This window comes from Leptolyngbya boryana PCC 6306, assembly GCF_000353285.1.
Classification (GTDB): Bacteria; Cyanobacteriota; Cyanobacteriia; order Leptolyngbyales; family Leptolyngbyaceae; genus Leptolyngbya; species Leptolyngbya boryana.
Window position 1 is genome coordinate 5573915 of the sequence record NZ_KB731324.1, and the last position, 25513, is coordinate 5599427.

The 25513-nt window shown below is 47.3% G+C and carries 25 protein-coding genes and 1 other RNA gene; 13 read left to right on the plus strand and 13 right to left on the minus strand.

Translation table 11 applies throughout. The features are described from left to right. Nucleotides 1-29: 29 nt before the first annotated feature. The 4 genes from LEPBO_RS0127790 to LEPBO_RS0127810 form a co-directional block, all read right to left on the minus strand. Nucleotides 30-2669: a methyl-accepting chemotaxis protein gene (locus LEPBO_RS0127790; protein ID WP_017290866.1), complete on the minus strand. Its 2640-nt coding sequence runs from the start codon at nucleotides 2667-2669 to the stop codon at nucleotides 30-32. 255 nt (nucleotides 2670-2924) lie between these two features. Beyond that, a complete protein-coding gene (locus LEPBO_RS0127800; protein WP_017290868.1) occupies nucleotides 2925-3455 on the minus strand; it encodes a chemotaxis protein CheW in 531 nt (176 codons plus the stop codon). 11 nt (nucleotides 3456-3466) lie between these two features. Then, complete coding sequence (locus LEPBO_RS0127805; protein ID WP_017290869.1) at nucleotides 3467-3832, minus strand: response regulator transcription factor; 366 nt, start codon at nucleotides 3830-3832, stop codon at nucleotides 3467-3469. A gap of 128 nt (nucleotides 3833-3960) precedes the next feature. Continuing rightward, complete coding sequence (locus LEPBO_RS0127810) at nucleotides 3961-5193, minus strand: response regulator (protein ID WP_017290870.1); 1233 nt, start codon at nucleotides 5191-5193, stop codon at nucleotides 3961-3963. 144 nt (nucleotides 5194-5337) lie between these two features. Here LEPBO_RS0127810 and hmpF point away from each other — a divergent pair, with 144 nt between their 5' ends. Beyond that, complete coding sequence (hmpF, locus tag LEPBO_RS0127815) at nucleotides 5338-7119, plus strand: pilus motility taxis protein HmpF (RefSeq protein ID WP_017290871.1); 1782 nt, start codon at nucleotides 5338-5340, stop codon at nucleotides 7117-7119. A 116-nt stretch (nucleotides 7120-7235) separates the two neighbouring features. On the opposite strand, the gene tilS is transcribed toward hmpF, so the two are convergent. Then, on the minus strand, nucleotides 7236-8207 hold the full coding sequence (tilS, locus tag LEPBO_RS0127820; protein WP_017290872.1) for a tRNA lysidine(34) synthetase TilS: 972 nt from the start codon (nucleotides 8205-8207) through the stop codon (nucleotides 7236-7238). A gap of 164 nt (nucleotides 8208-8371) precedes the next feature. On the opposite strand from tilS, the gene LEPBO_RS0127825 reads away from it, so the two are divergent. Together LEPBO_RS0127825 and LEPBO_RS0127830 are read left to right on the plus strand one after the other, a co-directional pair. After that, nucleotides 8372-8590, plus strand: a complete 219-nt coding sequence (locus tag LEPBO_RS0127825) for a DUF433 domain-containing protein (RefSeq protein WP_026148973.1) — start codon at nucleotides 8372-8374, stop codon at nucleotides 8588-8590. 1 nt (nucleotide 8591) lies between these two features. Beyond that, nucleotides 8592-8912 carry a DUF5615 family PIN-like protein gene (locus LEPBO_RS0127830; protein ID WP_017290874.1) on the plus strand — a complete coding sequence of 107 codons (321 nt, stop codon included), beginning with the start codon at nucleotides 8592-8594 and terminating at the stop codon, nucleotides 8910-8912. An 18-nt stretch (nucleotides 8913-8930) separates the two neighbouring features. On the opposite strand, the gene LEPBO_RS0127835 is transcribed toward LEPBO_RS0127830, so the two are convergent. Together LEPBO_RS0127835 and ccsB are read right to left on the minus strand one after the other, a co-directional pair. Continuing rightward, entirely contained in the window at nucleotides 8931-9317 is a 387-nt protein-coding gene (locus tag LEPBO_RS0127835) for a KGK domain-containing protein (protein WP_017290875.1), read from the minus strand. A gap of 33 nt (nucleotides 9318-9350) precedes the next feature. Continuing rightward, nucleotides 9351-10310, minus strand: a complete 960-nt coding sequence (gene ccsB, locus LEPBO_RS0127840) for a c-type cytochrome biogenesis protein CcsB (protein WP_017290876.1) — start codon at nucleotides 10308-10310, stop codon at nucleotides 9351-9353. A gap of 186 nt (nucleotides 10311-10496) precedes the next feature. Here ccsB and LEPBO_RS0127845 point away from each other — a divergent pair, with 186 nt between their 5' ends. The 9 genes from LEPBO_RS0127845 to LEPBO_RS40420 all read left to right on the plus strand — a co-directional run bounded on the left by LEPBO_RS0127845 (nucleotide 10497) and on the right by LEPBO_RS40420 (nucleotide 21364). Next, nucleotides 10497-11516 carry an amidohydrolase family protein gene (locus tag LEPBO_RS0127845; protein ID WP_026148974.1) on the plus strand — a complete coding sequence of 340 codons (1020 nt, stop codon included), beginning with the start codon at nucleotides 10497-10499 and terminating at the stop codon, nucleotides 11514-11516. A gap of 123 nt (nucleotides 11517-11639) precedes the next feature. Then, complete coding sequence (locus LEPBO_RS0127850) at nucleotides 11640-12428, plus strand: ABC transporter permease (protein WP_017290878.1); 789 nt, start codon at nucleotides 11640-11642, stop codon at nucleotides 12426-12428. Further along, on the plus strand, nucleotides 12425-13207 hold the full coding sequence (locus LEPBO_RS0127855) for an ABC transporter permease (RefSeq protein ID WP_017290879.1): 783 nt from the start codon (nucleotides 12425-12427) through the stop codon (nucleotides 13205-13207). Before LEPBO_RS0127850 ends, LEPBO_RS0127855 begins: the two co-directional genes overlap by 4 nt. Before the next feature lie 68 nt (nucleotides 13208-13275). Beyond that, nucleotides 13276-13977: a gamma-glutamyl-gamma-aminobutyrate hydrolase family protein gene (locus tag LEPBO_RS0127860; RefSeq protein WP_017290880.1), complete on the plus strand. Its 702-nt coding sequence runs from the start codon at nucleotides 13276-13278 to the stop codon at nucleotides 13975-13977. Nucleotides 13978-14058: 81 nt separating this feature from the next. After that, a complete protein-coding gene (locus LEPBO_RS0127865) occupies nucleotides 14059-14478 on the plus strand; it encodes a fasciclin domain-containing protein (protein WP_017290881.1) in 420 nt (139 codons plus the stop codon). Between the two features lie 44 nt (nucleotides 14479-14522). Continuing rightward, a complete protein-coding gene (locus LEPBO_RS0127870) occupies nucleotides 14523-15758 on the plus strand; it encodes an MFS transporter (RefSeq protein ID WP_026148975.1) in 1236 nt (411 codons plus the stop codon). A gap of 3 nt (nucleotides 15759-15761) precedes the next feature. Next, on the plus strand, nucleotides 15762-16736 hold the full coding sequence (locus LEPBO_RS38500) for an SIS domain-containing protein (RefSeq protein WP_017290883.1): 975 nt from the start codon (nucleotides 15762-15764) through the stop codon (nucleotides 16734-16736). 112 nt (nucleotides 16737-16848) lie between these two features. Further along, nucleotides 16849-17829, plus strand: a complete 981-nt coding sequence (locus LEPBO_RS0127880) for an S-layer homology domain-containing protein (RefSeq protein ID WP_017290884.1) — start codon at nucleotides 16849-16851, stop codon at nucleotides 17827-17829. Nucleotides 17830-18100: 271 nt separating this feature from the next. Next, nucleotides 18101-21364, plus strand: coding sequence for a WD40 domain-containing protein (locus tag LEPBO_RS40420; RefSeq protein ID WP_017290885.1), 3264 nt, complete (start codon nucleotides 18101-18103; stop codon nucleotides 21362-21364). An 11-nt stretch (nucleotides 21365-21375) separates the two neighbouring features. On the opposite strand, the gene LEPBO_RS0127890 is transcribed toward LEPBO_RS40420, so the two are convergent. Genes LEPBO_RS0127890 through LEPBO_RS43705 form a run of 3 tightly spaced genes read right to left on the minus strand, consistent with a single transcriptional unit; the run spans nucleotide 21376 to nucleotide 22669 of the window. After that, nucleotides 21376-22185, minus strand: coding sequence for a hypothetical protein (locus LEPBO_RS0127890; protein ID WP_017290886.1), 810 nt, complete (start codon nucleotides 22183-22185; stop codon nucleotides 21376-21378). A 14-nt stretch (nucleotides 22186-22199) separates the two neighbouring features. Continuing rightward, a complete protein-coding gene (locus LEPBO_RS45435; RefSeq protein ID WP_017290887.1) occupies nucleotides 22200-22403 on the minus strand; it encodes a deaminase domain-containing protein in 204 nt (67 codons plus the stop codon). Further along, a complete protein-coding gene (locus LEPBO_RS43705; protein ID WP_026148977.1) occupies nucleotides 22403-22669 on the minus strand; it encodes a hypothetical protein in 267 nt (88 codons plus the stop codon). Before LEPBO_RS43705 ends, LEPBO_RS45435 begins: the two co-directional genes overlap by 1 nt. 138 nt (nucleotides 22670-22807) lie before the next feature. Here LEPBO_RS43705 and ssrA point away from each other — a divergent pair. Next, nucleotides 22808-23198, plus strand: a transfer-messenger RNA (tmRNA) gene (gene ssrA, locus LEPBO_RS41235). An 80-nt stretch (nucleotides 23199-23278) separates the two neighbouring features. Here ssrA and LEPBO_RS0127910 read toward each other — a convergent pair. The 3 genes from LEPBO_RS0127910 to psbZ form a co-directional block, all read right to left on the minus strand. Next, entirely contained in the window at nucleotides 23279-24295 is a 1017-nt protein-coding gene (locus LEPBO_RS0127910; protein ID WP_017290890.1) for a sulfate/molybdate ABC transporter ATP-binding protein, read from the minus strand. Between the two features lie 150 nt (nucleotides 24296-24445). Beyond that, on the minus strand, nucleotides 24446-25021 hold the full coding sequence (ribH, locus tag LEPBO_RS0127915) for a 6,7-dimethyl-8-ribityllumazine synthase (protein ID WP_017290891.1): 576 nt from the start codon (nucleotides 25019-25021) through the stop codon (nucleotides 24446-24448). Nucleotides 25022-25269: 248 nt separating this feature from the next. After that, nucleotides 25270-25458, minus strand: a complete 189-nt coding sequence (psbZ, locus tag LEPBO_RS0127920; RefSeq protein ID WP_017290892.1) for a photosystem II reaction center protein PsbZ — start codon at nucleotides 25456-25458, stop codon at nucleotides 25270-25272. Nucleotides 25459-25513: the final 55 nt, after the last annotated feature.

Sequence of the window (25513 nt, forward strand, 5' to 3'; positions counted from 1 at the left end):
GGCACAAAAATGATTGAGCAGAATCGTTTTTACTTCCGATCAACAGTTTCTACCCGGAATCGTTCTACCGACGTTAGCAAGTCACGCGCAACCCCTACTAGGTTTTGCAGTGACCCTGACACGCGTTGAGCTTCTTGCGAAGTCTCTTGTGCAGTCAATTCCACGGATTGCATCACTTGAGCGACATTCCGTGAAGTTTCGGTCTGCTCAACCGTATCGGCGGTAATTGATCTCACAAGTGTGTCAATGACGCTCGATACTTGAATAATGTCTTCGAGTGAGCGCTTCGCTTGTTCAGCGAGCCGGGTTCCCTCGATAACTTGTTGAGTTCCTTCTTCCATCGCGGTCATTACTGATCCAGTTTCACCTTGAATCTGTAATACGATTTGTTCAATCTCTTTCGACGCTTTTGCGGCTCGGTCTGCTAACTGTCGAACTTCATCTGCAACGATTGCAAATCCTCGTCCTGCTTCTCCTGCTCTTGCTGCCTCAATACTGGCGTTCAATGCAAGAAGATTGGTTCGAGACGCAATCTGCGAAATTAAGGCAACAATCTTAGAAATCTCTTGCGAAGATTCCGCGAGTCGTTTAACTTTACGCGTCGTTTCTGCCACTGTTTCTCGAATTTCGAGAATACCAGCCACAGTACGTTCTACCGCTTCACCGCCCTTCAAGGCAGTCGAAGACGCAGTTCTTGCGACTTCTTCGGCTTCACGAGCGCTCTCTGCTACACGCTGAATTGAGTTGGTCATCACCTGTACAGAGTTCAGGGTTACCGCGAGTTCTTCAGCTTGACGCAATGCGTCAGAAGACAAACTGCGAGCGAACATCTCATTTTCCGTGGAACCCTTACTGACCTGACGTGCAGCTTGTTTTACCTGTTGAACGATTTCACGCAGGTTCTGAATGGTTAAGTTGAATGAGTCAGCAACCGCTCCAAGGACGTCAGCAGTAACCTCTGCTTGTACCGTCAAATCACCGCGAGCCGCACCTTCTACATCATCGAGTAAGCGAATCACCTGGCGCTGTAAATCTTCTTTCGCTTGCTCTTGTTCTTCTGCCTTACGTTGCGCCTCGCTGGTCGTAGTCAGAATCACACGAGTCATTTGGTTAAAGTTGGTCGAGAGTTGACCAAGCTCATCTTCTGCAAAAACAGTAGCCCGTGCTTGAAGATTGCCCTGACAGACCGAATCAAATTGGGCTTTGAGGTCATCGGTCGATCGCTTCATATGCCGAGCAGTCATTTGACCGACCGCAAATGCTGCACCACCACCGCAAACACCACTCGCCAGAGCCATCACAATCCCAGTTGTGCGCAGCTGAGAAACAACAGCTCCATTATTGTTTTGAGCCGCCTGATTGGAAGCGACAAAGCTAACCACTGCAACCGCTACTGCTGAGACAATCCCAGCAGCTCCAGCAGCAATCAACTGCTTAGTTGCGAATGAAGCATTCTCAAGTGGAGCTAACCAACCTTGTTCAACAGTCGGAGTCGGTTCTGAACTTGGAACATCTAATTGAGTCGTAAAACTTGGGACCTGTTCAGTTGTGCTGGACATGCTGAAAAGTTCATCATCCTGGAAGGCTGAACCATCTCTATTAGAAGGTGCAAAATCCGAACCTTGCCCAAAATCAACTTCAGCGCTGTCCGAAGCAGCGGACATATTTGAATTGAATCCAAACGCACTTCCAATCGAAGGACTGGTAAATCCGGCTGAATCCTCAGATAGATCAAAATCTGAAAGATTTCCCAGATCATCAAAGTCTTCAAAATCGTCTAGGAAATCAACATTGCTTTGATTGCCTGGCGTTGAGACCGGATGATTTCGACTGCCGTTTTGCGGCTCATCGTAGATCGGCGCAAATTTGTTCTGCTCAGTTGGCATCTCGAATGCAGCTGCAGCTTGCTCATCATAGAAGCCCGGAGCCGCCATAAACAAAGTTTCTTCACTGGTATCCCGACTTGTAACGCGACTGATTGGAACAGCCATGTCTCCCTGGGACATGCCTGGATCAGTTGAAACTGTAGACATGCTGCCGTGCGAAGGCTCATCATCTGAGGCAAAGACTTGATCAAAATCATCCAGTGCATTCGAGAAGTCTTGGCTCACTACGGATTCGTCCTGCATTGAGAACGGCGCATCCGATGAAGCTGAAACTGCAAACGGATCATCTAACCCGATCGAAGCTCCAACTTTTGAACCATCACCGTTGTGCTGTGCGCCAAAGGGATTTCCAAAAGACGACGATTCTTCTGTAGTTGCTTTGAAATCGTCATCGAATGCGAAGTCATCCAGTGAATTTGCAGATTCTTGTGATAGATAAGCAGATTCGTCAAATCCTGAATAATCTGTTTCTAGACTGGTATCTGCAAAGCTATCGGCAGAGCTATCTGAAAATTGACCCGCATAAGCCAGACCACTATTCGCGTAATCAACAAATTCTGGATCAGAGGTGAGATCGAGAACAGACTGGTATTGCTCTTGCGCCACATCATACTTTTGTAAGCCATAGCAGTAGATGTGACCCCGTAAGAGTCGAGCACTAGGATCTTGAGGATAATTATCAACTAAGCGATCGACGATGCCAGCCGCTTCTTCATACTTGCCCTGCATATAGGCGCGCTCTGCCTGCTGATATTCTTGAGCGAATTCATTTCCTCGTGCCATATGCCTCCTCCTGCAAGTACGTGCTGCTCTGAAAACGGGATTTGAAAATAGGAGCAGTTAGGGTAAAGTGAGAATAATACATGCTGCGACCTAGTATGGCGAAATGTACCGAAAAAAATTTCAAGTTTTCGCCTCCCCCCTCAGCAAATAAATCTTTACCGTTCAGGGAACTTTCCTTTGCAAAATAGTTCCCCTGTTCCTTTACAGAATCTACAAATTGATCTGAATAATGTGAAGAATCAATTAGGCATTGTTTCATGCTGCCCACCTCGCTGATCGCAAAATCGCCACCTGATCGAGCAGGCGCAAACATTGGCTCCCATCTTGACCGAGTACCCACTCTCCGCGCAAGAAGGGTGCAACACTATCGGGAGCCGCCGTCGTCGCTTGGACATTCTCGATATCGAGCCATTCCATTCCTAGAATCCGATCAACCGCTAGCCCTAACATAATGTCTTGATCTTCAATCGCAATCACCGAAATCTCTGGGCGATCGGTGTTGAGGGAAGCCGCATCGCCCAAGAATTGACCCAAATCTGCCACCCAAACGACACGCCCTCGAACATTGAGTGTGCCAAGCAGAAGCGGCGAAACGTTCGGAACAGGCGTAATCCGGTCTGGGGATGGAGAAAGGACTTCTCGAATTCCAGTGGCAGGTAACGCAAACTCAGCTCCAGAGGGTGTGTAAAATCGCAAATGCAACTCACCTTCGGGGCTTTCTAACTCCTGAAATTCGGGCGCTTGATCCTGCCCTCTTCCTGTTAAGAAATCTGGACTTCCCACCATTACGACTGTTCCTAACCGCGCAACAATTGTTTGACTGTACCGACGAGTTCAGTGGGCTGAAAGGGCTTAGCAATATAGGCATCTGCCCCCTGCTTCATGCCCCAATAGCGATCGAACTCTTCTCCTTTGGACGAACACATCACGACTGGCACTTTCTGAGTTTTGGGATCGGCTTTGAGCCGACGGCAAACCTCATAGCCATTCATTCGAGGCATGACAATATCCAAAACCACAAGATCAGGACAATGCCCTTGAATGTGTTCCAAGGCTTCAACGCCATCGGTCGCGATCGTCACCTCAATGCCACTTCCCTTAAGCAGATCAGTGATCATCTCTCTTTGGGTGACACTATCTTCCACGACTAAAACTGTACTCATAACCCCCTACCTGTGAGCTTGGCTAAACCGATGACGGGAGAAACTCGCCCCTGTTGACCTTGAATCATTACTAACAAAGTACCCGCAAATACTGAATTAATCTGATACCATTCAAAAATCAAGTATTTTTACGAGGCATTTAAATTTAATTCCGCCTCTAACGCATCTAAAACTTGCTGTGTGGTTGTCAGGATTTCAGGATGTCCAACCCCAACATATTTTTCTAATAACATCAAAATCTCATGCTCTCCAAAAGGTTTCGTTAAATAGTCTGTAGCTCCAACCATGCGTGCTCGGACACGATCGATGAATCCATCTTTCCCAGTCAGCATCAAAATTGGAGTCTGCCGAAATGCTGTGGATTGTCGCAACATGGCACAAAGTTCGTAGCCATCGAGTTCTGGCATCGCAATATCGCAGAGGATCAAATCCGGTTTAATTTGAAAGACAAGACTCAGTGCAGTCAGTGGATTCTCGATCGTACTGATATCGTACCCGTTGCGATCCAGCATTAATTCTACTGCCTTGCACACGGTTGAACTGTCATCAATACAAAGGACTTTTGGAGCCTTAGCATTGAGTCCCAATTCTAAAGGAGTGCGAGAAGTAGAATGCACCGAAGGATGAACGGCGTTGAGTTGTAGCCAACCGCGCTGAACATACGGATAGATTGCCCTCGCGACGGCAGAAATATCACGGTTTAAATAACGCGCGATCTGCCGAATTGAGGTTTGTCCATCGGTATAGCGATCGAGCAGTTGATAAGTGGCTTTCGGTAAAGCTGCGGATAACTGCTCTCGATCGACAATGATGGGACATTGGTCGGGAGTATGTAAATACGGATGAAGCTGTTTCCACTCTTGGACTTGCTTCAACGCATTTCTCGCCAAGGGTGCAATTTCCATCGTCAATAGCTGCGGAGTCAGGGCGTTTCCTAGCTCAAAAATAAAAGAGCCTTGATGTAAACTCAGCAGATCAAATAATGTCTCACGCACCATGCCTTGAATAATGCTGCGTCCTTGAGCGGGTGTCACGAGATGATTTTCGAGTAACGCCCACAAGCAGCCGTATTCTGGCGTATTGAAAGTCGCGATCGACGAAGCAGGAATTTGGTCGATCGTAGTTTCAGCCCGATACCGATGCAAGTAATCTCTTAAGCGAGACAGATCTGATTCGGTTTCCCCTGCATAGACAATTTGACCATTCAGGAAAAAGACAAACCAAGAGGGGTGATTGCGCGATCGACGATGCACGACACCAGAAGGTGAGTACGCTTCAACGAACAATTCTCCTGTGCGCTGACCCAGTTCGATCAGTTGCAGGATACTCCTAATGTCAATTTCGCTGAGTTGACCTTGCATAGAGTTGTGCTATAGAGACAATTCGGCATTCACGGAGACCCCAGAATGAGAGCTACGTGAATTGTCCACACATTGTATCTATTAATGCTCAGGTGAACCGGATTTTTCGCAAGGTGAGATTTCGTAGCATGATAGTTTTTTTCAGTGAGTTGGGTAGAACGCAAACAATTCGGGCACATTAAGCGAAGCATTGGGCATCGAATAGGAGAGCTTTTAGTTGTGCTGTATCTAGCAGAAGTGATTCAGAAGAAAGGCGGAATCATGGGCGGTGGCAAGTCTGAACTGAAGTTACTGGCTTGTCAGCGAGGTGAACAGAATTGGAGCACGATTACCGCAGAAGAAGTGATTCCCTCAGAAGAAGCGAATAAATTTAGTCCTGGGTCACTTTTACTGGTTGATTTAACGGGCAACAAGCAGGTACAGCGCGTTCAGGAAGCAGGTCGCCCGATTGCGAACATTTTGCAGACTTTTTCGCGACTGCAAGAAAAAATTCGCACGAAAGAAGAGGAAATTGAGCAATGGAATGAGTCGCTGACTTATCAAAGTCAGGAGTTAACTCGCCGCGAAATGGAAATGGAAGCTCGGCAAGAAGAGTTGCAGCAGTTGGAAATTGAATGCCAACAAATGGAGCAACAACGCCAAGAGTTTCAAGCTGTTCGTGAAGAGGTGATGCGTCAGCAAGAAGAGCTAGAACGCAATCGTCAAGAAATGGCTGGCGCTTGGGAGCAGTTGCAAGGGCAAAGACAACAGCTAGAAGAACGCAAAGAGGAATTACTCGGTGCTTGTGTGTTAGATGAGGCAAAGGCACAAGAACTGTGTCACATGCTCGATCGCTTCACTGAATCAGCAACTCTTCCCGAAACGGTTCGGCAGTGCAATGAACTCGTAGACTACCAGCAAAATCTGCTCAGCCATCATTGGCAAATACTAGAAGAACAACGGCAGTTAACCGAGCAAATGCGCCAAGAAGTCGGTCAGAAAGCAGATTACGTTGCTGAGCAGTGGCATATTTGGAACCAAGCACAAGAGTCGCTCGAAAATGCCAAAATTGAGATCAAGTCGCAGCAGTCGGTCTTAAAGAGCCAGCAAGAAATTGCACAATCGCTGACTGCACAGATTCAATATCATTCTGATTTACATCAACATCTGCAAACCGCGATCGCAGGTGGAGGTGGAGAGGTACAGGTTGATATTCAAGAACTGGAGAATTTGCCGATCGAGGAACTTAAATCAATTGTCCAGAGCTTACAGGGCGAGTTTGACCAGTCTTCTCAATTTGTACATGGGCAAGAAGAAGAACTTCGCTTGAAAGAGAAAGAGATTCAAGAACTTAAAAATAGAATTGCTCAGGCGAGTGAGTTCGATCGCATGAGTCTCGAAAACGAATTGACGGATGAGCAGGATGCTTACGAATTTCTCAATCAGACCTTGGTTGGTCAGCGCCGGAGTTTGAGAGAGAAAGAATTGCAACTGCGTCAGCATAAAGCCGTTCTGATTCGTCGAGGTGGGGCTGAAGCAGATCAAGACAGTGGCTTGGATTTATCGATCGTATTTGCTCAGATCGAAGCGCAACGTCAAAAGCAGTCGGAAGAGTTGCAACAAGTTGAGGCAAGAATTCGAGAGATTGAATCTGCGATTCAACAGGCTCAGGATTACGTGAATTCACAATCGGGTGAGCAAGAAGCAAAGCGGAATGAGTTGAAGCAACTTGAGGAAGCATTGCAATCTCAGCGAGTTTCAGCAGCAGAACTGGCAGGACGAGTTGCCCTGTATCAAGAAATGCTGCAACCGATTCAGGATTCGATTACAACAATGCGTCAACATCTGGAAGTGATTGCACAGTCAGGTGGACAGCACTCTGCGATCGAAGACATGAAGCGGGCGATTACAGAATTGACTCGAAAGCCGGAATTTGCGATGGCTTAATCGATGTTTCTTGCTTCGATTGGAGGGAGTTAAATCTCCCTCGATTCCAAAACTTAGAGGACTTTAAAGAGTGGTGAGAATTTCGTCACTCTGAGCTTGGAATTCTTTGAGTGAGGTTAGTCGAGGGACTTGAGTTGAATCTGATCTGCGTTGACTTCTGCGATCGTTTTTTCGATGAACGGATCAGTGCGCGATCGATTTGGAGCCGTAATCAATCCAACGCATTTTTCGACTTGCTCGAAGTTTGGGTTGAAATTGAGCGATCGCATCAGAAATTGACGAATGACTCTGCGCTGAATCGCGAGAGGAATTTTACGAAGAATGGTGCGATCGAGACTTTGAGAAGTTATGTCGATCGCGGTTTCATAGAATTCTGAAGCGACTGTTTCTAAATATTCCACTTCAGCGGATAAGAGTTCCATCGTTTGGGCGAGATGGGATTCGACTTGAGCATTGAAATTATGCTTGAGGGAAGGAAGCAACTCTTGGCGAATGCGATTGCGCGCATAGGCTAGATCATTGTTTGTGCTGTCTTGCCAGATGGGAAGGTTGCGATCGCGGCAAAATTCAGCAGTCTGCGATCGCATGATTTCGAGCAAGGGTCGTACCAGTTTGACTGTTGGAGTCAGTTGACGTGTCCAATTGAGCGAGCTTAACCCATCTGCTCCGCTGCCTCGGATTAGATTAAATAAAAGAGTTTCAGCGCGATCGCTGGCAGTGTGCCCAGTAACGATGGTGTGAAATCCTTCAATCGATTGCAGTTGAGCGTATCGCCATTCTCTTGCGGACGCTTCGTTGGGGGGAGGAGAATCGGCAGTTTTGAGATAGAAGGGGAGATTCCAGGATTGAGCGAGAGTCGCAATGTGATCAGCGTTGGCTTGGGAGTCGGCGCGCCAGCGATGATCACAATGAGCAATCGCGAGATGCCAATTCCAACGATCGCGTAAATCGATGAGAAGTTGAGCGAGACAGAGAGAATCCTGACCCCCGGAGAGCGCAATTAGAATCGATTCGTGTTTTGGAAGTAGCGATCGGCTACGAAGAGTGCGATGAATTTTGGCGTGGAGAGGTGTCCAAGAACTCGCCATGGTAGCAAGAAGTCAATTCAAGTGAACCGTAGTCCAATTATGATAGGACGAGAAGTGATGAAGTGATGAAATGCACAATATCGGGAGAGATCAAAACTCAGCCGATATGACTCTACTAGAATCGATAAGCGATAAAAGCGAAATTTATTCAAACTTTGAAACTCATGTCAAAACACTCTTCAGTAATTAGTTCATCTCCTGAAATTATGGGCGGAACGCCAGTTTTTGTAGGCACTAGAGTTCCTGTGCAGACTCTTTTGGATTACCTAAAAGCAGGAGAATCGATCGATGATTTTCTAGACGGATTTCCAACGGTCAGTAGAGAACAGGTCATTGCCTTACTAGAAGAGGCAGAGAAACAAATTGTCAGGATGGTCGCTTAGCATGAACCTCTTGTTAGACGAGTGTATCGATCGTAGGCTGGCAAGAGAGTTCTCTGACTATGACGTGAAACCTGTTCCGCAAATGGGATGGGCAGGAATCAAAGACGGGCAACTGCTTGAACTTGCAGCATTAGAGTTCGATGTTTTCCTTACGGTCGATCGTAACCTAGCGTTCCAACAAAACCTGCCAGCATTCGATATTGCAGTCATCGTTTTGCAAGCATCTTCTAACCGTTTGGCAGATTTGAAGCCTTTAGCTCCGGCAGTGTTAGCAATTTTGCCGACCGCAATGAAAGGGCAGGCTACGATCGTGAGCGCGTAAAACCCAAACCATATGACATTAATAGTCGTCGTTAGAGTAAATGTCATCGATGTTGCGCGGACGCAAACGATCGGTGAGCGGTTCTGGCTGGAGCACATCCGGTTGGCGTGCCGAGGAGCGCTCTGGTAATCGTTCTTGCGGTTTCAACGGCGCAAATTCTAGGCGAATTCTGACTCTGCCACGTTGCCAGCCTGTGCCTGAATTGAAGCGCAGTGCTTCACACTCTAAACCATCCTCAAACCAGGCTTCGTTATCTTCTGTCCATTCCCCTTCTCGATCGCTGACCGCTTGTGCCAACTGGTCAAGGAATTCACTCACCTTGAACGTCGGATTGGTCATCAACACGCGACCGCGATCGACGAACAAGACTTCATCATCATTCATTGGGGTAAATCCGTTATCCATTCTCAATCCTCGTCGATCGCGTTCTCTTGTGCATTATAAGAACCATCCGTAGCTATGGAGTCCTTTACCCAAAAGATTCACCCCTAAATAACAGACCCAAACCACGACAAATCCTACTGCGGCAAGGATAGCAGGACGACGACCTTGCCAGCCTTTGGTGATGCGCGCATGCAGATAAGCCGCAAAAACTAGCCACGTGATCAATGCCCACGTTTCTTTGGGATCCCAACTCCAATAAGAACCCCAAGCCTCATTCGCCCAAACGCCTCCTGCAATAATGCCAATCGTCAACAGCGGAAAGCCAAGTCCAATCACGCGGTAGCTAATATTGTCCAAGGTATCTGCAAGAGTTAGACGTTGCGGAGAAAGGGTGGTCTTCTCTAAAACTGCAGTTCCACCTGAATTGACACTCACCTCTTCAGAGCGATGAAGTTGATAGGATTTTTCGCGGTAACTACCTGTTCCGACAGAACTGCCTCGAAGTTCGATATTCTGTCCGCGAGTGACGACTAAAAACGCGATCGCCAAAAGCGATCCCACCATCAAAGTTGCATAACTGAGCATCATGACGCTGACATGCATCATCAGCCAATTGGATTTCAAGGCAGGAACCAATGGCGCAGAAGCCTGCATCGTATCGGGTAGCGTCAGAGCGGCAAAAGCCGTGATTGCCATTGAAACGGGCGCTGTGACAATGCCGACGAGATTGCTTTTGCTCATATTTTCAGCGATCAAGTGCATCGTGGTAATGCCCCAGACCAGGAAAAAGAGCGATTCGTAAAGATTGCTGAGGGGGAAATAGCCTGCTTCGATCCAGCGAGCAGCAAGGAGTGCAGCCGTAGAGAGATTTGCGATCGCCATTCCTGCCGTCCCCAGAGTCGATGCGTAAGGCACCTGGGGAAAGGCTGCACCAACCCAATAGATCAGCATTGTGGCGAATAACACAGCAAATGACAGATTATCTAAAACGCCTTGGAGTGCAACCAAATCCATTGTTGTTTCCTTACGGGGATTAATCGAAGTTTACAGTGTCTCTCAATTGTATAAGGCGAAGGGGCGTTCCGAGTTTTACCGAGTGTCGTAATGAAGTTTGGATTTTGGTATTGCAAAGACCCAGACAAGTTTAAAAGAACACGTCAGAATAGAGAACAAATCATCAGAATCATAGAAGAGGTGCTTGTGGCTTTATACGCAGAATTGCATCGTCACTTGGGTGGATCGGTTGTGCCTCGGATTCTCTGGCGTTATTTAGAACGAAGTGAATCAGATTTAATTGAACGGTTTTCCAATTATCCGGAGTTTGAGGATTTTTATACTCGACCTCGCAATACCTTGGATGAGTACTTGGAATTGCATACGATCGTGGAAGGGGTGCAAACGGCGGAAGCGTTGCCCTATTTCATTTATCGTTTGATGCGCGGAGCTTATATTTTCGAGAATTTGGCGTATTTGGAGCTTCGCTATACGCCTTATTTGCGAACGAATCCGAATTTGGATCAATCGCGTCGGATTGAGCAAATGACTGAAATTGCTCAGATTGTGGGGCGATCGAGTCGATTGAAAGAGTATCCGATCGTCAGTAGTCAAATCCTGTGTATGCACTCGAAGCTGCCGTATGAGGTGAATCGAGCGATCGTAGATTTGGCGGCGCAGATGCCGGAGAATATTTGCGCGATCGATTTGGCAGGCGGTGATGCCTACTATGGGGAGCGAATGGAAGAGTTTATCGAGTTGTTTGAATATGCTCGATCGCTCAATATCAAAGCGACTTGCCATTTGTATGAAACGGAAGGACATTATCCGGAATTGCTGCCATTTTTGAATCGCATCGGGCATGGGATTCAGATTCCGCTTCGGTATCCGCATCTGTTGAAAGAAGTCGCGCAACGGAAGCAATGTTTGGAGGTTTGTCCGACGACTTATCTGAAAACGGGAACGCTTCAGGAGATTCGCCAACTCAAACAGGTGTTTGATCAATGCTTTGACGCAGGCGTTGATATTGCGATCTGTACAGATAATGCGGGTTTGAATGATGTACGACTGCCGTTTGAGTATGAAACGCTTCTGACACAGGATGTGATTGGGTTTGAAGAGTTGCAGGCTTGTCAGGATGCAGCGTTTCGTCATGCGTTTGCGTGGCAATATGCTCAGCGTCCAGCTTCATTGCTCGATCGATTGTTGAAATCGGAGGCGAGTTAATTCAGGCGCGGACGGGATAACGAGTCTGCCTTCCCGTTCTGCATCTGCAAATTCTGACTCGATCCCATTGAGGGATGTTCTGACTGCGATAATGGGCGATAGTCAGAAAAAACTCAATTGCCAATGAAACGGTTCTTTCGTGTGTTCAAAACCTTGCTGCTGGTGTATTACGCCTATATGGTGGAATATCGAGCAGAGTTAATTCTGTGGGTGCTTTCAGGATCATTGCCCATTATTTTGATGGGAGTGTGGATACAAGCTGCTCAGCAAAGCAATTTTGGACTTTCTCCTACCGATTTTGCACGCTACTTTTTATCCGTGTTTTTAGTGCGGCAATTGACGGTTGTGTGGGTGATTTGGGAGTTTGAACGGGAAGTTGTCGAAGGCAAGCTCTCACTCAGATTGTTACAACCGCTTGATCCGGCTTGGCATCATATGTTTTCGCATGTTTCAGAACGGTTTGCTCGGATTCCTTTTGCGATATTGCTGATTGTTTTATTCTTTCTCCTTTACCCAACTGCAATCTGGGTTCCGAGCGTTGGAACAGTGTTGCTGTTTGTGGTGTCGATCGTATTAGCTTTCTCGCTAAACTTTCTGATTCAGTACACTTTGGCACTCTGTGCGTTTTGGACAGAGCGGGCAAGTTCATTGCAAGAATTCTGGTTTTTGCTGTATCTATTTTTGTCTGGGGTGATTGCACCGCTTGAAGTCTTTCCGCCTGTCGTGAAAACACTCGCTTTGTTTACGCCGTTCCCTTATTTAGTCAATTTTCCAGCAAGCTTGCTGGTTGGATTACCAACGAATCCAGCGCAAGGATTTTTAGTGATGGCAGGTTGGATTGTCGGATTTCTCGCGCTCAATCGTTGGTTGTGGCGGCAAGGCTTGAAACAATATTCGGGGATGGGAGCATGAGACGGTATTTTCAAGTGCTGCGATTGTTCTGGAGTACTGCGATCGCTGCTGAACTAGAGTATCGCATTAACTTCCTAATCGCGGCACTGACAAGCTTAGGCGGATTAGTCGGAAGTTGGTTTGGATTATTTCTCTTTTATCGAACAGGCTACACCTTTGCTGGATGGAGATGGGAAGAAGCATTGATCGTTGTGGGAGTATTCACATTACTAGAAGGCTTTTCCAGTACCTTTCTCGCACCCAATCTGAACCGAATTGTGCGACATGTGCAGGAAGGAACCTTGGATTTTGTGTTGCTAAAACCGATTAGTTCTCAGTTTTGGTTGTCTGGGCATACCATCTCACCTTGGGGAATTCCCGATATTATTTTTGGCACGATCGTCATTTTTTATGCGGGCACTCGATTAGGGATTGGGGCGAATGCGTATTTGCTCAGTCTGATTCCATTAGTTTTCGGATTAGCAATTCTCTATAGCTTGTGGTTCATATTGGGGGCGACAAGCATTTGGTTTGTCAAAATCTACAATGTGACGGAAGTGTTGCGGGGATTGATTGAAGCAGGACGGTATCCGATGGCAGCTTATCCGATCGCGTATCAATTCTTTTTTACGTTTATTGTTCCCGTTGCTTTTCTCACGACCATTCCAGCCGAAGCCATGTTAGGACGAGTCGAGTTTGAATGGATGCTTGGAGCGGGAGGTTTAGCGATCGCACTTTTATTTGTTGCACACAGTTTTTGGCGATTTGCGCTGAGATTCTACACCAGTGCATCTAGTTAGTAGCGAATGTACTCGATCCAATCGAGCAGAACTGGTTAAGCTATTGTCATTGTTCTCTCACTCAGACTATGACTCGTGCGCCCTTAATCGGAATTACGACCCACAGCCGCAATGCGACCAATGAAGTTGTGCTACCTGGAACTTATGTAGATGCAGTGCAATCGGTTGGCGGCAATCCAATTTTGCTTCCTCCTACTCAAAGTCATCTTGAATCGTTGCTCGATGCGATCGATGGGTTGATTCTCTCCGGAGGCGGGGATATTCATCCGATTCATTACAATGGCGAAGATCATCCTGAGATTTACGGGATAGATGACGATCGCGATACGTTTGAGATTACGCTAGCAAAGTTAGCATTGATGCGGGAAATTCCAGTACTGGGGATTTGCCGGGGAATGCAGGTTTTGACTGTGGCAACGGGAGGTGGATTGATTCCGCATGTGCCCGAAGTCTTTGGAGATAGCATTGATCATCGGTTAGATAATCCGCGTCGTCCGATTCCCCATGAGATTGAAGTACTAGCTGAGAGCCGATTGTCGGAGCTATTAGGCAAGACTCAGATGAATATTGTGTCTTGGCATCATCAGGCAGTTGAGTTTCATTCGGATGTGTGGAAGTTGGCGGCTCGCTCCAACGATGGATTAATCGAGGCGTTAGAGCATTCAGAGCATCCTTGGGCGATCGCGTTGCAATGGCATCCAGAATTGTCCATGCAAGATCCAGCGCATCAGAGATTCTTTCGATCGTTTATAGACGCTTGTAAGAAATGAGTTCTCTCTTACGTTCGATGCGAGTTAGGCGGGCAATGTTCTTTCCTTAGAGAAAGAGCAATAGTACAGGACACGAAAACAATGACGAATCTTTTGCAAACAGCGGCTGAAGTCGGATCATTTAAGACGTTGTTGAGCGCGATCGACAAAGCCGGAATCGCACCCGAATTAGAAAATCTCGATGGGTCTTTTACACTGCTCGCTCCCACCGATGCAGCCTTTGAAAAATTACCAGTGGGAATGCTAGATGAATTGCTACAAGACTTGCCCAAACTACGGAGAGTCTTGAGCTATCACGTTTTGCCAGGAGACGTGAGGTTTGAGGATTTGACTGAGATTGAAGAAGCACCTACTTTAGAAGGCTCAGTGATTGCAGTCGATCATCAAGGCGGCATCAAAGTGAATGATCTGGCGATCGCACAAGCCGATATCTTGGCAGAAAATGGCGTGATTCATGCGATCGAGGGTGTGTTGATGCCTGCACTGCTCGCAGGAGGCTAAACAGTTTGCTATCCTAAGATCTCTTCATTGCACAGGACAGGATTTTGAGTACGTTTGCCAAGTTGACCCCTCGGACGCAGCGGAATTTAGGGGTGCTATTTACGGCGGGATTGCTATTTTGGGCAAGTCTAGCAAGCCTGCTTCCCACCTTGCCCCTCTATGTCAAATCGATCGGCGCGCCCGATGATCAACTTGGTATGGTGATGGGAGCATTTGCGATCGGGTTATTACTCTTTCGTCCTCAAGCTGGTCAGACAGCCGATCAGCAGGGACGAAAGATTGTCCTACTGATTGGAATTTCAGCCGCAACCCTTGCTCCAGTCTGTCATTTACTGACCCAATCGATTCCAGTCCTGATGCTGATTCGAGCATTTCATGGACTGAGTATTGCAGCTTTCACAACCGCTTATAGTTCACTGGTCGTTGATCTTGCACCGCCAGAAAATCGCGGGGAGTTGATCGGTTACATGAGCTTGGTCAATCCGATTGGAATGGCATTAGGACCAGCGCTTGGCGGATATTTGCAAGAGTTGACGACTTATGCACCTGTGTTTGTGATGAGTTCAATTCTTGGCTTGATTAGCATGACTTGTGCGATGTTTGTGAAAGCTCCGCCTGTCATGTATGCTCCTCAAGACCAAAAAGAAAAAGATCAGTTCTGGCAGTTGTTGATCAGCGATCGCATTCGAGTTCCAACGATTACCATGCTGCTCGTCGGCATCGCATTTGGTGCGATCGCAACATTCGTACCGCTTTATATCAAAGATTCAGGAGTTGGACTCAATCCAGGACTGTTCTACACAGCAGCAGCAATCACAAGCTTTTTAACCCGGTTTGTCGCAGGAAAAGCCAGCGATCGCTATGGGCGAGGTCGATTTATTACGGCTGGTCTGTTGGGCTATGCCATCTCAATGCTGGTTCTGTGGCAAGCAACCGATGCCAATCAATTTCTCTTAGCCGGAGCGATCGAAGGATTTGGAGGCGGCACATTTTTGCCGATTATGATTGCATTAGTTGCCGATCGCTGTCAGCCTTTTGAGCGGGGACGAATTTTTGGATTATTTGTCGGGGGTTTCGATTTAGGAATTGCGTTGGCAGGTCCGATTCTGGGTCTCGTTTCTAATATTGTCGGCTATCGCAGTTTGTATCTCGTTGCGGCTTGTGTGGCGTTTGCTGGCTTGATTGTGTTTATGACGTTATCGAGTAAGAGCGTTGCTGATTCATTTCGATTCGCCTTGGGGTATGGAAAAGATCCGTATGCAGTTTCTAAAGTGGGTTGAACGATGAATGTTCCTCATTTCATGCTCAAAGAGATTCACCAACAGCCAGACGTGATTCGTCATCAACTCGATCGGACAATTTCAATTGGAATTCCCGATCGCATCAACATTCTGGCATGTGGAACTAGCCTGAACGCAGGTTTGATTGGGCAATTTCTATTTGAGCAGATTGCTCAAATTCCTACTCAAGTGCGATCGTCGTCTGAATCTCTTTCAGCCCCACTGCTGGAAACTCCAAATACAATTACGATCGCGATTACACAATCTGGTGAAACAGCCGATACAATTGCTGCACTTCAACAAGTTCAATCGAAGCGAGTTGCCATTACCAATGGAATTGACAGCACAATTACTCGATTTGCTGATCACACAATTTATACAAATGCAGGTGAAGAGAAAAGCGTTGCTGCAACTAAAACATTTACATCACAGATTGTACTTTTTTACAAGTTAGCATTTCAAATTGCACATGAGAATCAAAAACTCAGCGATCGAGAATTTGCATCACATCTTGAATCACTCAAGCAAATCCCACAACAAATGGAGAAATTGCTAAATGAGAATACAATCGTCGAACTTGCTCAAACTCTAAAAGAAACGCGCGATCTGATCATTTTAGGCTCGGGAATTAATACTGCGATCGCAGTAGAAGGCGCATTAAAACTCAAAGAAGCAACTTACACACATGCAGAAGGGTATGCTGCCGGAGAATTTCTTCATGGTCCGATCGCATTGCTCGACGCAGAAATTCCGACATTAGCGATCGTGACAGAAGATGATTCTCGTATACAAAAAACAATCGATCGGATTCGTGCTCATGGAAATCATGTGATCGAGATAACCGCAAAATCAGTCCCCGAATTGTTCAGTCCATTCCTTGCAGTTGTGGCTTTGCAACTGTTGGCTTACCACTTAGCAACCCTACGCGGGATAGATGTTGACCGACCCAGAAATATTGCAAAATATCTCACGACTTAAGCCCATCCTAACTAAGGTTCACCAATCTTTGCGTTTCCCTCTATCGCTGGTTGGAAAATTGCTTTAGGATTTGGGTGTGAATAAAGCTCCGTAAAGTAATATTCCTACTGAAATGACTTCTTCTCCAGATCCTCGTCATCGTCTCACGTCCGATGAACTCATCGCGATGTTTGTGGCGTTCCTTAGCATTGGGGGCATCTTCTTCTGGGCACTGGGTCAGCAAGACTCCGGCTTTGATCTCGGCTCCCTGATAGGTTCACCAAAACCTACAGCTTCTTCTGCGCCTTTACCGAGTGGAACGGCTGCACCGAATGCGATCGTCGGAACAGCACCCGCATCACCTCTACCGCAAGCGACATTAGCTGTTCCGCAAATTGAGGCGACAGATGCACCACAGCCTAATGTGCAAACGATGGTTCCCAGTATTCAAACGCCGATCGCAACTGTTCCGGCTCCCAATCCTGCGTTGCCAAATCTGGTTCCGTCTCCAAATACTCCTGCATCGCCAGGAGTTGCGAAGCCAATCACTGGATTTTCAGATGTGCCCAGCGATTTTTGGGCAGGCGCTTATATTGGGGAATTGTCACGTCGTGGAATTATTAGCGGATTTGACGGTGGAGTCTTTAAGCCAAATGAATCGCTCACCCGCGCACAATTTGCTTCCTTATTAGGCAAAGCATTTGGGAAACCGAAACAGCGACAAAGCGTTGAATTTCAAGATGTGCCTGCAAATTATTGGGCAAAATCCGCGATCGATGATGCGATTCAGACTGGATTTATGAGTGGATATTCGGAAGGCGATTTCCGTCCCGATCAGCAAATCCCGTTATATCAGCTTCAAGTCGCACTTGCCGCAGGGTTAAAACTTCAACCTCAAACGCCTGTAGCGCAAACGTTGACAAACTTTAAAGATGCAGCCCAGTTGCCAAAATGGTCACAAGAGAAAGTTGCAGCCGCGATCGACTCAGGACTCATCACAGGATATCCCAGTCCTCAAGAACTCACTCCAACTCGCACTGCAACGCGAGCAGATGCGGCAGCGCTGATCTATCAAGCACTGGTGAAAGAGGGGCGGATTACACCGACGAAGTAGGGAGTAGGGAGTGGGGCATGTTTTTTCTCCCTACTCCCCACCTCTCCGTAAATTTACGATCACTTCACGCAACCTCCAATTCCATAAATTTTTTCGCCTGATCCGAACTTTTGCCGCTTTTTTCCGTCGGAAGTTCTTAACCTAGAATTTGACTCACCCGAAGCTGATACGCCACAATCGGACATAATTCGGACTATTTCAAGTAGCAGAACTTACCGGGTGCGTCGTTTCTTGTTGCGAATTCTGAATTAGCGTCAATAATTCCTTTGCCATGAGTCACGCCCAACTCGCGCTCAAAACTGGTCAAGCGAAACTCTGGATTCTCCTTGTGGGAGTTAGCCAGTACCACGATCAGCGATTTCCGATCCTGCAATACTCCACAGTCGATACTCAGCGGCTGGCAGATGCCTTCACAGAAGTCATTCAGGAATTTCCTGATACCAGCCTGAAACTGCATCACGATAACGCGCTACCCCCGACCCTGAGCGAAGTGCGATCGAGCCTGCAAGACATTGTGGAACATGCCAAGCCAGACGATACGGTTCTGTTCTATTTTGCTGGACATGGGGCACTCGACTCGCGAATGCAGCAAGTCGTATTCTGCTTAGCTGACACGCAGAAAGATGCCATGCTGCAAACGGGATTAAGCGCGATTAGTCTCTTGGGATCACTTGGAAACTGCGCGGCAAAACAGCAAATCCTCTGGATAGATGCATGTCATGCAAATGGAATGACGCTGCAAACTGATACACCTGAAATTTTAGATAATCCAACCTGGCAATTGAGCGAGATGTTTCGGCAACGCGCATCTCAGAATCCCGGATTTCAAGCGTTACTGTCTTGCGATCACAAGCAACAGTCCTGGAAATTTCCCGAATTGGGTCACAGCATTTTTAGCCATTTCTTGATTGAAGGATTGCGCGGAGGAGCCGCAAATCCTCAAGGCATCGTCACAGCTTCTGTTTTGGGAAATTACGTTCACGATCGCATGATTCAATACATCGATCGCACGAATCAGCAGTTGGAATGGCTGCACCGAGATGGAGAAAATCGTTCTTCCAAAGCCATCGTGCAAAAACCTGCTCGATTCGGTAATGCCCAACTGCAACTCCCAATCGGTGTTCGCCCCAAAGATCCATTAGAGTATCTATTTCCAGAGATCAAAGCACCTGATATTGAACCACCGCTTGCTCGATCTGCCTCGAGACGCAAGCCAACGCTTGATGCGCAAAACCTCATTCCACCCCCGATCGAGAAACCAACCACGATCGAGCCAACGATTCCACCCTTCCAAAAGATTGTTCCTGAACAACCTGCTCCTGAACCAATCCCAGAAGTAATCTCGATCGAGCCAGTCCTGCCAAAAGCGCAAGAGCCTGTTTCCGAATTCGTTGAGCCTTCTGTTCTCGACGCAAACCTGCCAACCCCATTAATTGAAGCTCCAGAAGTCGAAGAGATTCCGGTCGAACCGACTCCACCCATTGAGCCAGCAATTGATGAGATCGAGCTGGCGCGACCAGAAATCCCAGAACCAATTTCACTTCAGGAAACACAACCAGAAGCCAACGTTTCCGCTGCACCGGAACCTAGCTCAGACCTTAACTCGATTCAACAACCCGTTGCAGATTCTCCGATTTCCTTCGCACCGAGTCCTATCGAAGAACCACGGTTAGAAGTGGTCGAGCCAATCGCAATCGCCCCTGCCGTTTCGGAAGTTTCCCTCGAATGGGTAGAGTCGGCTCCACTGACGCAAGAACCAAGTCCACCCAACGAGATCGAACCAGAACACGAAGCCGCCGCTTCCGACCTCGCAGAATCGATCGCACTCGGCTCTCACTCAGTTGAATCTCAACACGCTTTGCCTGAAGTTGCAGACTCGATCGCGCCTGTTAAACCCCCTCGAACACGCCCTGACACTCAACGGCAGGTTCAGCGCTTCCAGCGCGTGATAAAAAAACGCTGGAATTCGGCAGCGATCGCGTTTAATGGAACAGTTCGCGGAGCCACCCAATCGGTCGGGAACTTTGCAACATCCCAACAAACGCAGGCGAAACAGCAAGTGTCCCTCCTTCGCAACTCACTCTCGAAAAAGATCGGTTCGCTGAGCCAGGCGACCCGCCAAGCCGCAAATTCTGGTCAAACTCTTTATCGTCAAAGTGTGGCTGAAGCGAATCACATCGCCACTGATACAGTTCAAAATCTCGATCGCTCCACCCGCAACCTCCATCAAACTGCGAATACTGCCTGGAGCAAAGCGGCTGAGCGTACACAAGCCCCTGAAACTCGCCAACTGGCAACAACGGCACTCAAAACGCTAGGAGTCGTTACGCTTAGCATGGCAGGCATTGGAGCCTATATGTACCGCAACGATCGGATTCATCAGGTTCAAACTCTCTCTAGCACTGCAACAACGCAAATGCAGTCGAATCAAGACAGCCAAGCCTTAGCAACCGCCCTCAAAGCGGGGCAAATGTTGCAAAGCGTCGATCGTCCCTGGAATTTTGTGCCAGAGAGTTTGAAATTGAGCGCGATCGCCACGCTTCAACAAGCTGTCTCGATGGCTGAAGGTAGCTCAACACCAATCGGTGCTGGATTTTCCAATGCCACTCTCAGTCCTGATCAAAAAACTTTTGCCGTTTCAACGCGCAAGAACACGATTCAGATTTGGCGACAAAACGACGCTCAACTTCAACAACGTGAAACAGAATTGAGTGGACACAAAGCTGCGATCGCCAAACTCATCTTCAGTCCAGATGGAAAACGCCTTGCTTCATCAAGTGCAGATAAGACGATCAAAATTTGGGATGTCGAAAAAGGCATTCTGATTCAAACTTTAGCTGCCCATACTCAAGCTGTCACAGCCCTCAGCTTCCGCTCCGACGGTGAAGTTCTCGCATCGGGCAGTGCCGATCAGACGATCAAACTCTGGGGCATCTCAAATGGTCGCATCCTCGACACCTTTAAAGGACATAATGCAGTCGCGAGTGTGATTCGATTCAGTCCTGATGGTCGCATCCTCGCGGCTGGAACCACAACGAACACCATCCATCTCTGGTATCCCGATAGTCAAAATCCGGTTCTCCTCGGCAGTCACGACCGCACAGCAGTCGGGCAAGGCATCAACGATTTGGCTTTCACACCGGACGGCAAAACGATCGCATCCGCTGGAGTTGATAAAACAATTCGACTTTGGAATGTTGGCTCAGCAACGACCGAACGCGAAGCCATTCCCACGCAAACGCTGACCGGGCATGAAGAGGAAGTCACCAGTTTAAGCTTTAATGCTAGTGGACAAATTTTGGCATCCGGCGGACGCGATCGCACGATTCGTCTCTGGAATATGCAGGATGGAACTTTCCTCAAAACCCTCCTCGGCGCTAAAGATCCGATCGAGCAACTGACATTCACCGCCAATGACCAATCCTTGTCCAGTGTCGGCAACCAGTATGGCTTGAAGATTTGGAACCTTGATCTCAACTCACTGATGAAGACAGGCTGTCAATTGGCGGGAAGTCGGACAATAGGATGTTCTTGAGCCTAATTTTCTTAGTGCAGCAGATCGAGCAGGAACAGTGTATCTGAGGGTTCCCAAATGAAGCTTTCTAAGATTGTCTCAACGGTCTGAACACCTCTAATCGTCATGAAAGATTGAGGAAGGTGAAAGTCCCAAACCGCAGGGACAATCTCATAAAGCCACCAAGTCAGTAGCTTATGCCGTTCAGAAGTGCCAGGAAAGATTGCATATCCCTCGAAACAATCTTCTAAAATGCTGAGTAACGCAAGTTGTGCATCACTTTGATTCAGCGCCTTCAATCCATTTTTAAGAACATCTAAACTTTCGTCTAAGGCTTGACATCCTTCAGATAAACTGGGAAACAGGACATCGACCAGTTTAGATGGACACAGATGCTTGTGAACTGATCCAGTTAAATCATTTGAAATTTTGCTGTCTGCAATCTGTTCACGAAGCGGTAAGATGATTTTCTCTTGGATTGCTTTTGGAATCAACGTTGCATCATGGCAATCCTCTAGTTGCATCAGCATTAGGGCGATCGCAATCCTGGGTCTGTTGTCATTGGGTAAGTAGGCTTCTACCGTAGGTTTTGCAGTCAAGCTTAGGAGCACAGCCATCCAAATCCAGCGAGGATGACACCTCAATTGATCCAATGAACGAAAACCATCCAAAATTTCTTGGAGTGCATCCTTTAGGGATGTTCCAGTTGTATTCTCTTCGTAAAGTTCTTCATAACGCTGTTGATTCACTTGAGATAACAGCCGTTGGAGAGAAGTGGGTAGTTTCCTTGCTGCAGAAGATTGATAGTTTCGCGGGTTACTGGTTACGAATCCAAGTTCCATAAGTCTTCCTCAAACTAAGGATAAGGATGATCCCAGACAACACTGATTCCTACACTTGGAAAGAGTTCCCTAAACTGTCGCAAAATATTTTGGCAACTCTCACAAGGTTTCCTTTCAGTATAGAGGTAAAGTTTTCCTTCAACTTGAACTTGCTTTAACTCTTCAAGTAGAGTTAGAGCAAGTGCGGACAGAATCTTATATTCTGCATCAGTCTCCATTAGTCGTTGAGAATGCGAGTCGATACTCGGTTCAAATATCCCCCCGGCAGATTTTGGAGTAGGGAGAGGCGAGGGGCTTCTCGCTCTTGAGGTTCCTTCTTGAAAAAGTATAGCTCCATTGGACAGTACGACTTTTGCAACGGCGACATTGCCTGATGGGAAATCTCTTCCAATGTAGTCTTCCGCACAGTTTTAGCCTTTGCCAGAAGTTCAGCTTTGATAATCTCTGGAATTTCTTCACCAAACAACTTTGAGATTTCATCCACTGCACGCGCACCTACTGCGGTTATCACAACCCCCAATTTTACTGGTCGCGATCGCTTATTTAGCAAATTAAAGGGTCTTAATACGACTCACATCAAGAACACATCTCTAAAAACCGCGCTATACTAGGAAAACATCACGGGGCTGTAACGGTTTCGACAGGTTGGCGAACGTTCCATCGAGATGCAGGTCGAGAGGGAGTCCACTCTCGTAAATCTAGGCTCAAAAAAATAGATGCAAACAACATCGTACCTTTCGCTCGTAAAACTGCACCTGTTGCAGCATAAAACACCTCTAATTCAGGTTCGAGCGCTTACCGTCTGACACCGTTAAAGATAGTAAGCACAACCCCAACGGTTGCTCTAGAATTTCGCCTTTGGTCGGCATTCTAGCTAAGACAATACCAAAGCATCCTATTGTCCGGGACAAAGGACAGTTCCCGCTTCGAGGATTAGAGAAGCTAAACCTGTGAATGATTGATAGAGCTAATACCCAGTTTGGACACGGGTTCGACTCCCGTCAGCTCCACTTTTGCTGATTGACTTTTACTCATTGAATGATTGATTCAATCGATATTGATAGAGTTGAATATCGATTGAATCGAATCTTGATTAAATCGAATAATAGAGCGGGAAAGATTTTGCGTCTTTGGGTCTGACATACACCCGTTGATCAGGAACAAGATTCAACTCATCAAAGCGATCGCGGGTCAGATGTGCCGACACGACTTGTCCATCATCCAGCGTCAGTTCCGCCTGAATTTCCCAACCTAAGTGAATCAATCGCGTCACTCGCGCAGCAACCGTCGAACCATTTGGAGAGGTTTCGACTAATACATCATGTGGTCGCAAGAACATCTCCGGATGCGCCGAATCAAAGCCATTATTTTGAAAAATTCTAGACGAACTGGGCAGCACGTTCACTGGGCCAATAAAACTCATCACAAATGCGCTCGCCGGATGATCATACACATCGGCAGGCGTACCGATTTGTTCGACTTTGCCCTTATTCATCACTACGATTTCGTCCGAGACTTCCATCGCCTCTTCCTGGTCGTGCGTCACAAACACGGTCGTCACATGTACCTCATCATGGAGTCGCCGCAGCCAAGCCCGCAGATCTTTGCGCACTTTCGCATCTAAAGCTCCAAATGGCTCATCTAATAACAAAACTTTCGGCTCTACTGCTAATGCTCGCGCCAATGCGACCCGCTGCCGCTGTCCTCCGGAGAGTTGAGACGGATAGCGATCGCCCAACCCCGTCAACTGCACTAGTTCTAAAAGCTCGTCCACACGGCGTTTGACCTTTTCAGCATTCATTTTGCGGATGTCCATGCCGAATGCAATATTGCGCCGCACGGTGAGATGCTTAAATAAAGCATAGTGCTGAAACACAAAGCCAATATTGCGATCCTGGACACTGCGATCGGTCGCATCTTCGCCCGTGAGAAAAATTCGTCCTGAATCTGGACTTTCCAATCCTGAGATCAGCCGCAGCAGCGTCGATTTACCTGAACCTGATGGCCCTAGAAGTGCCACCAACGAGCCACTTTTGATTTCCAAACTGACCTGATCTACGGCCTGGAAACTGCCAAATCGCTTAGAAACGTCCTGTACTACGATACCCACGGCATTGACCTCGAAAGGGAATTCCCACTTTCTTGATAAGATTACTGTAGTTTTATAACATAATCCCGCGATCGATTGGTTAAAGGAATCGCAAAAAAAAGACATCCCCGAAAGAGATGTCTTGAAAACATTCAACCACAAACCTAAAACTTAATGGACATTGTTGCCCGTGGAGTCGGAATGAGACACAGGCAGCGTATGCGGGAGAGACGAAGAGAGAGAAGGATTGAACTGCTGATTGTTCACACTGCCCTTGACTTGTCGCATAAGACTTGCCATCTCCAGCGCGCTCATACCATATTCCCAGCCTAAATTGCTCTTGATGCCAGCGCGCTCTAAAGCTTGCTGCATCGTATCAGTCGTCAAGACTCCAAAAATGACAGGTACGCCAGTCTGAAAACCTGCCGCAGCAATCCCTTTCGAGACTTCTGAAGACACATGATCAAAGTGAGGAGTTTGACCCTTGATCACGGCCCCCAAACAAATGACGGCATCATATCGCCCTGACAGCGCAAATTGGCGTGCCACTAGAGGGAGTTCAAATGCACCTGGAACCCAGGCGTAATCAACCTGTGTGCCATGCGGATCAACATTGATTCCGTGGCGCTTTAGGCAATCTTGACAAGCTTCTAACAAGCGGGTGGTCACGAGGTCGTTAAATCGCCCAACCACGATCGCAAACCGCAGAGATTCGGTCTGAGAGAACGTTCCTTCAAAAATTGTCATCGTTTGAATCTGAGTATCAACACTTCAATAGCTACCAGTTTTCCCCAAAGAGAGTTTCTCCGAGGATTCACTTAAATTTAACTTGGGAACTTAGGCTTTGAATAGTGCTGATCGCTCTATTTATTTAGATTTTACATTTGAGTCCACAGATTTTAGAGTTTCTTCTCCGTACTAACACTGAGAGATCTTCAAGTAAACTCAAAAAACTGGGGACGAACCCCAAGTTCCTCCCCAGTATACGCATGAATTTAGATCACGAGATAGTTTAAAAGCCCGACCACAATCACCAAAGCAAACCAGATTCCGGAGCCAAGATAGAGTAAGCGCTTGGAGGTGTCCCAGTTTTGGGGGGAAGCGTAAGCGACAGGTACGCCAACGACCATGATGAACGAAAATAAAACGAGTGCCAACAATGCGAGTTGGAAAATGAATGTCATTTTTCTCTCCCTAAAACAGCGTTTGTGAGTGTCTCAATTTCTTTTTATAAATAAC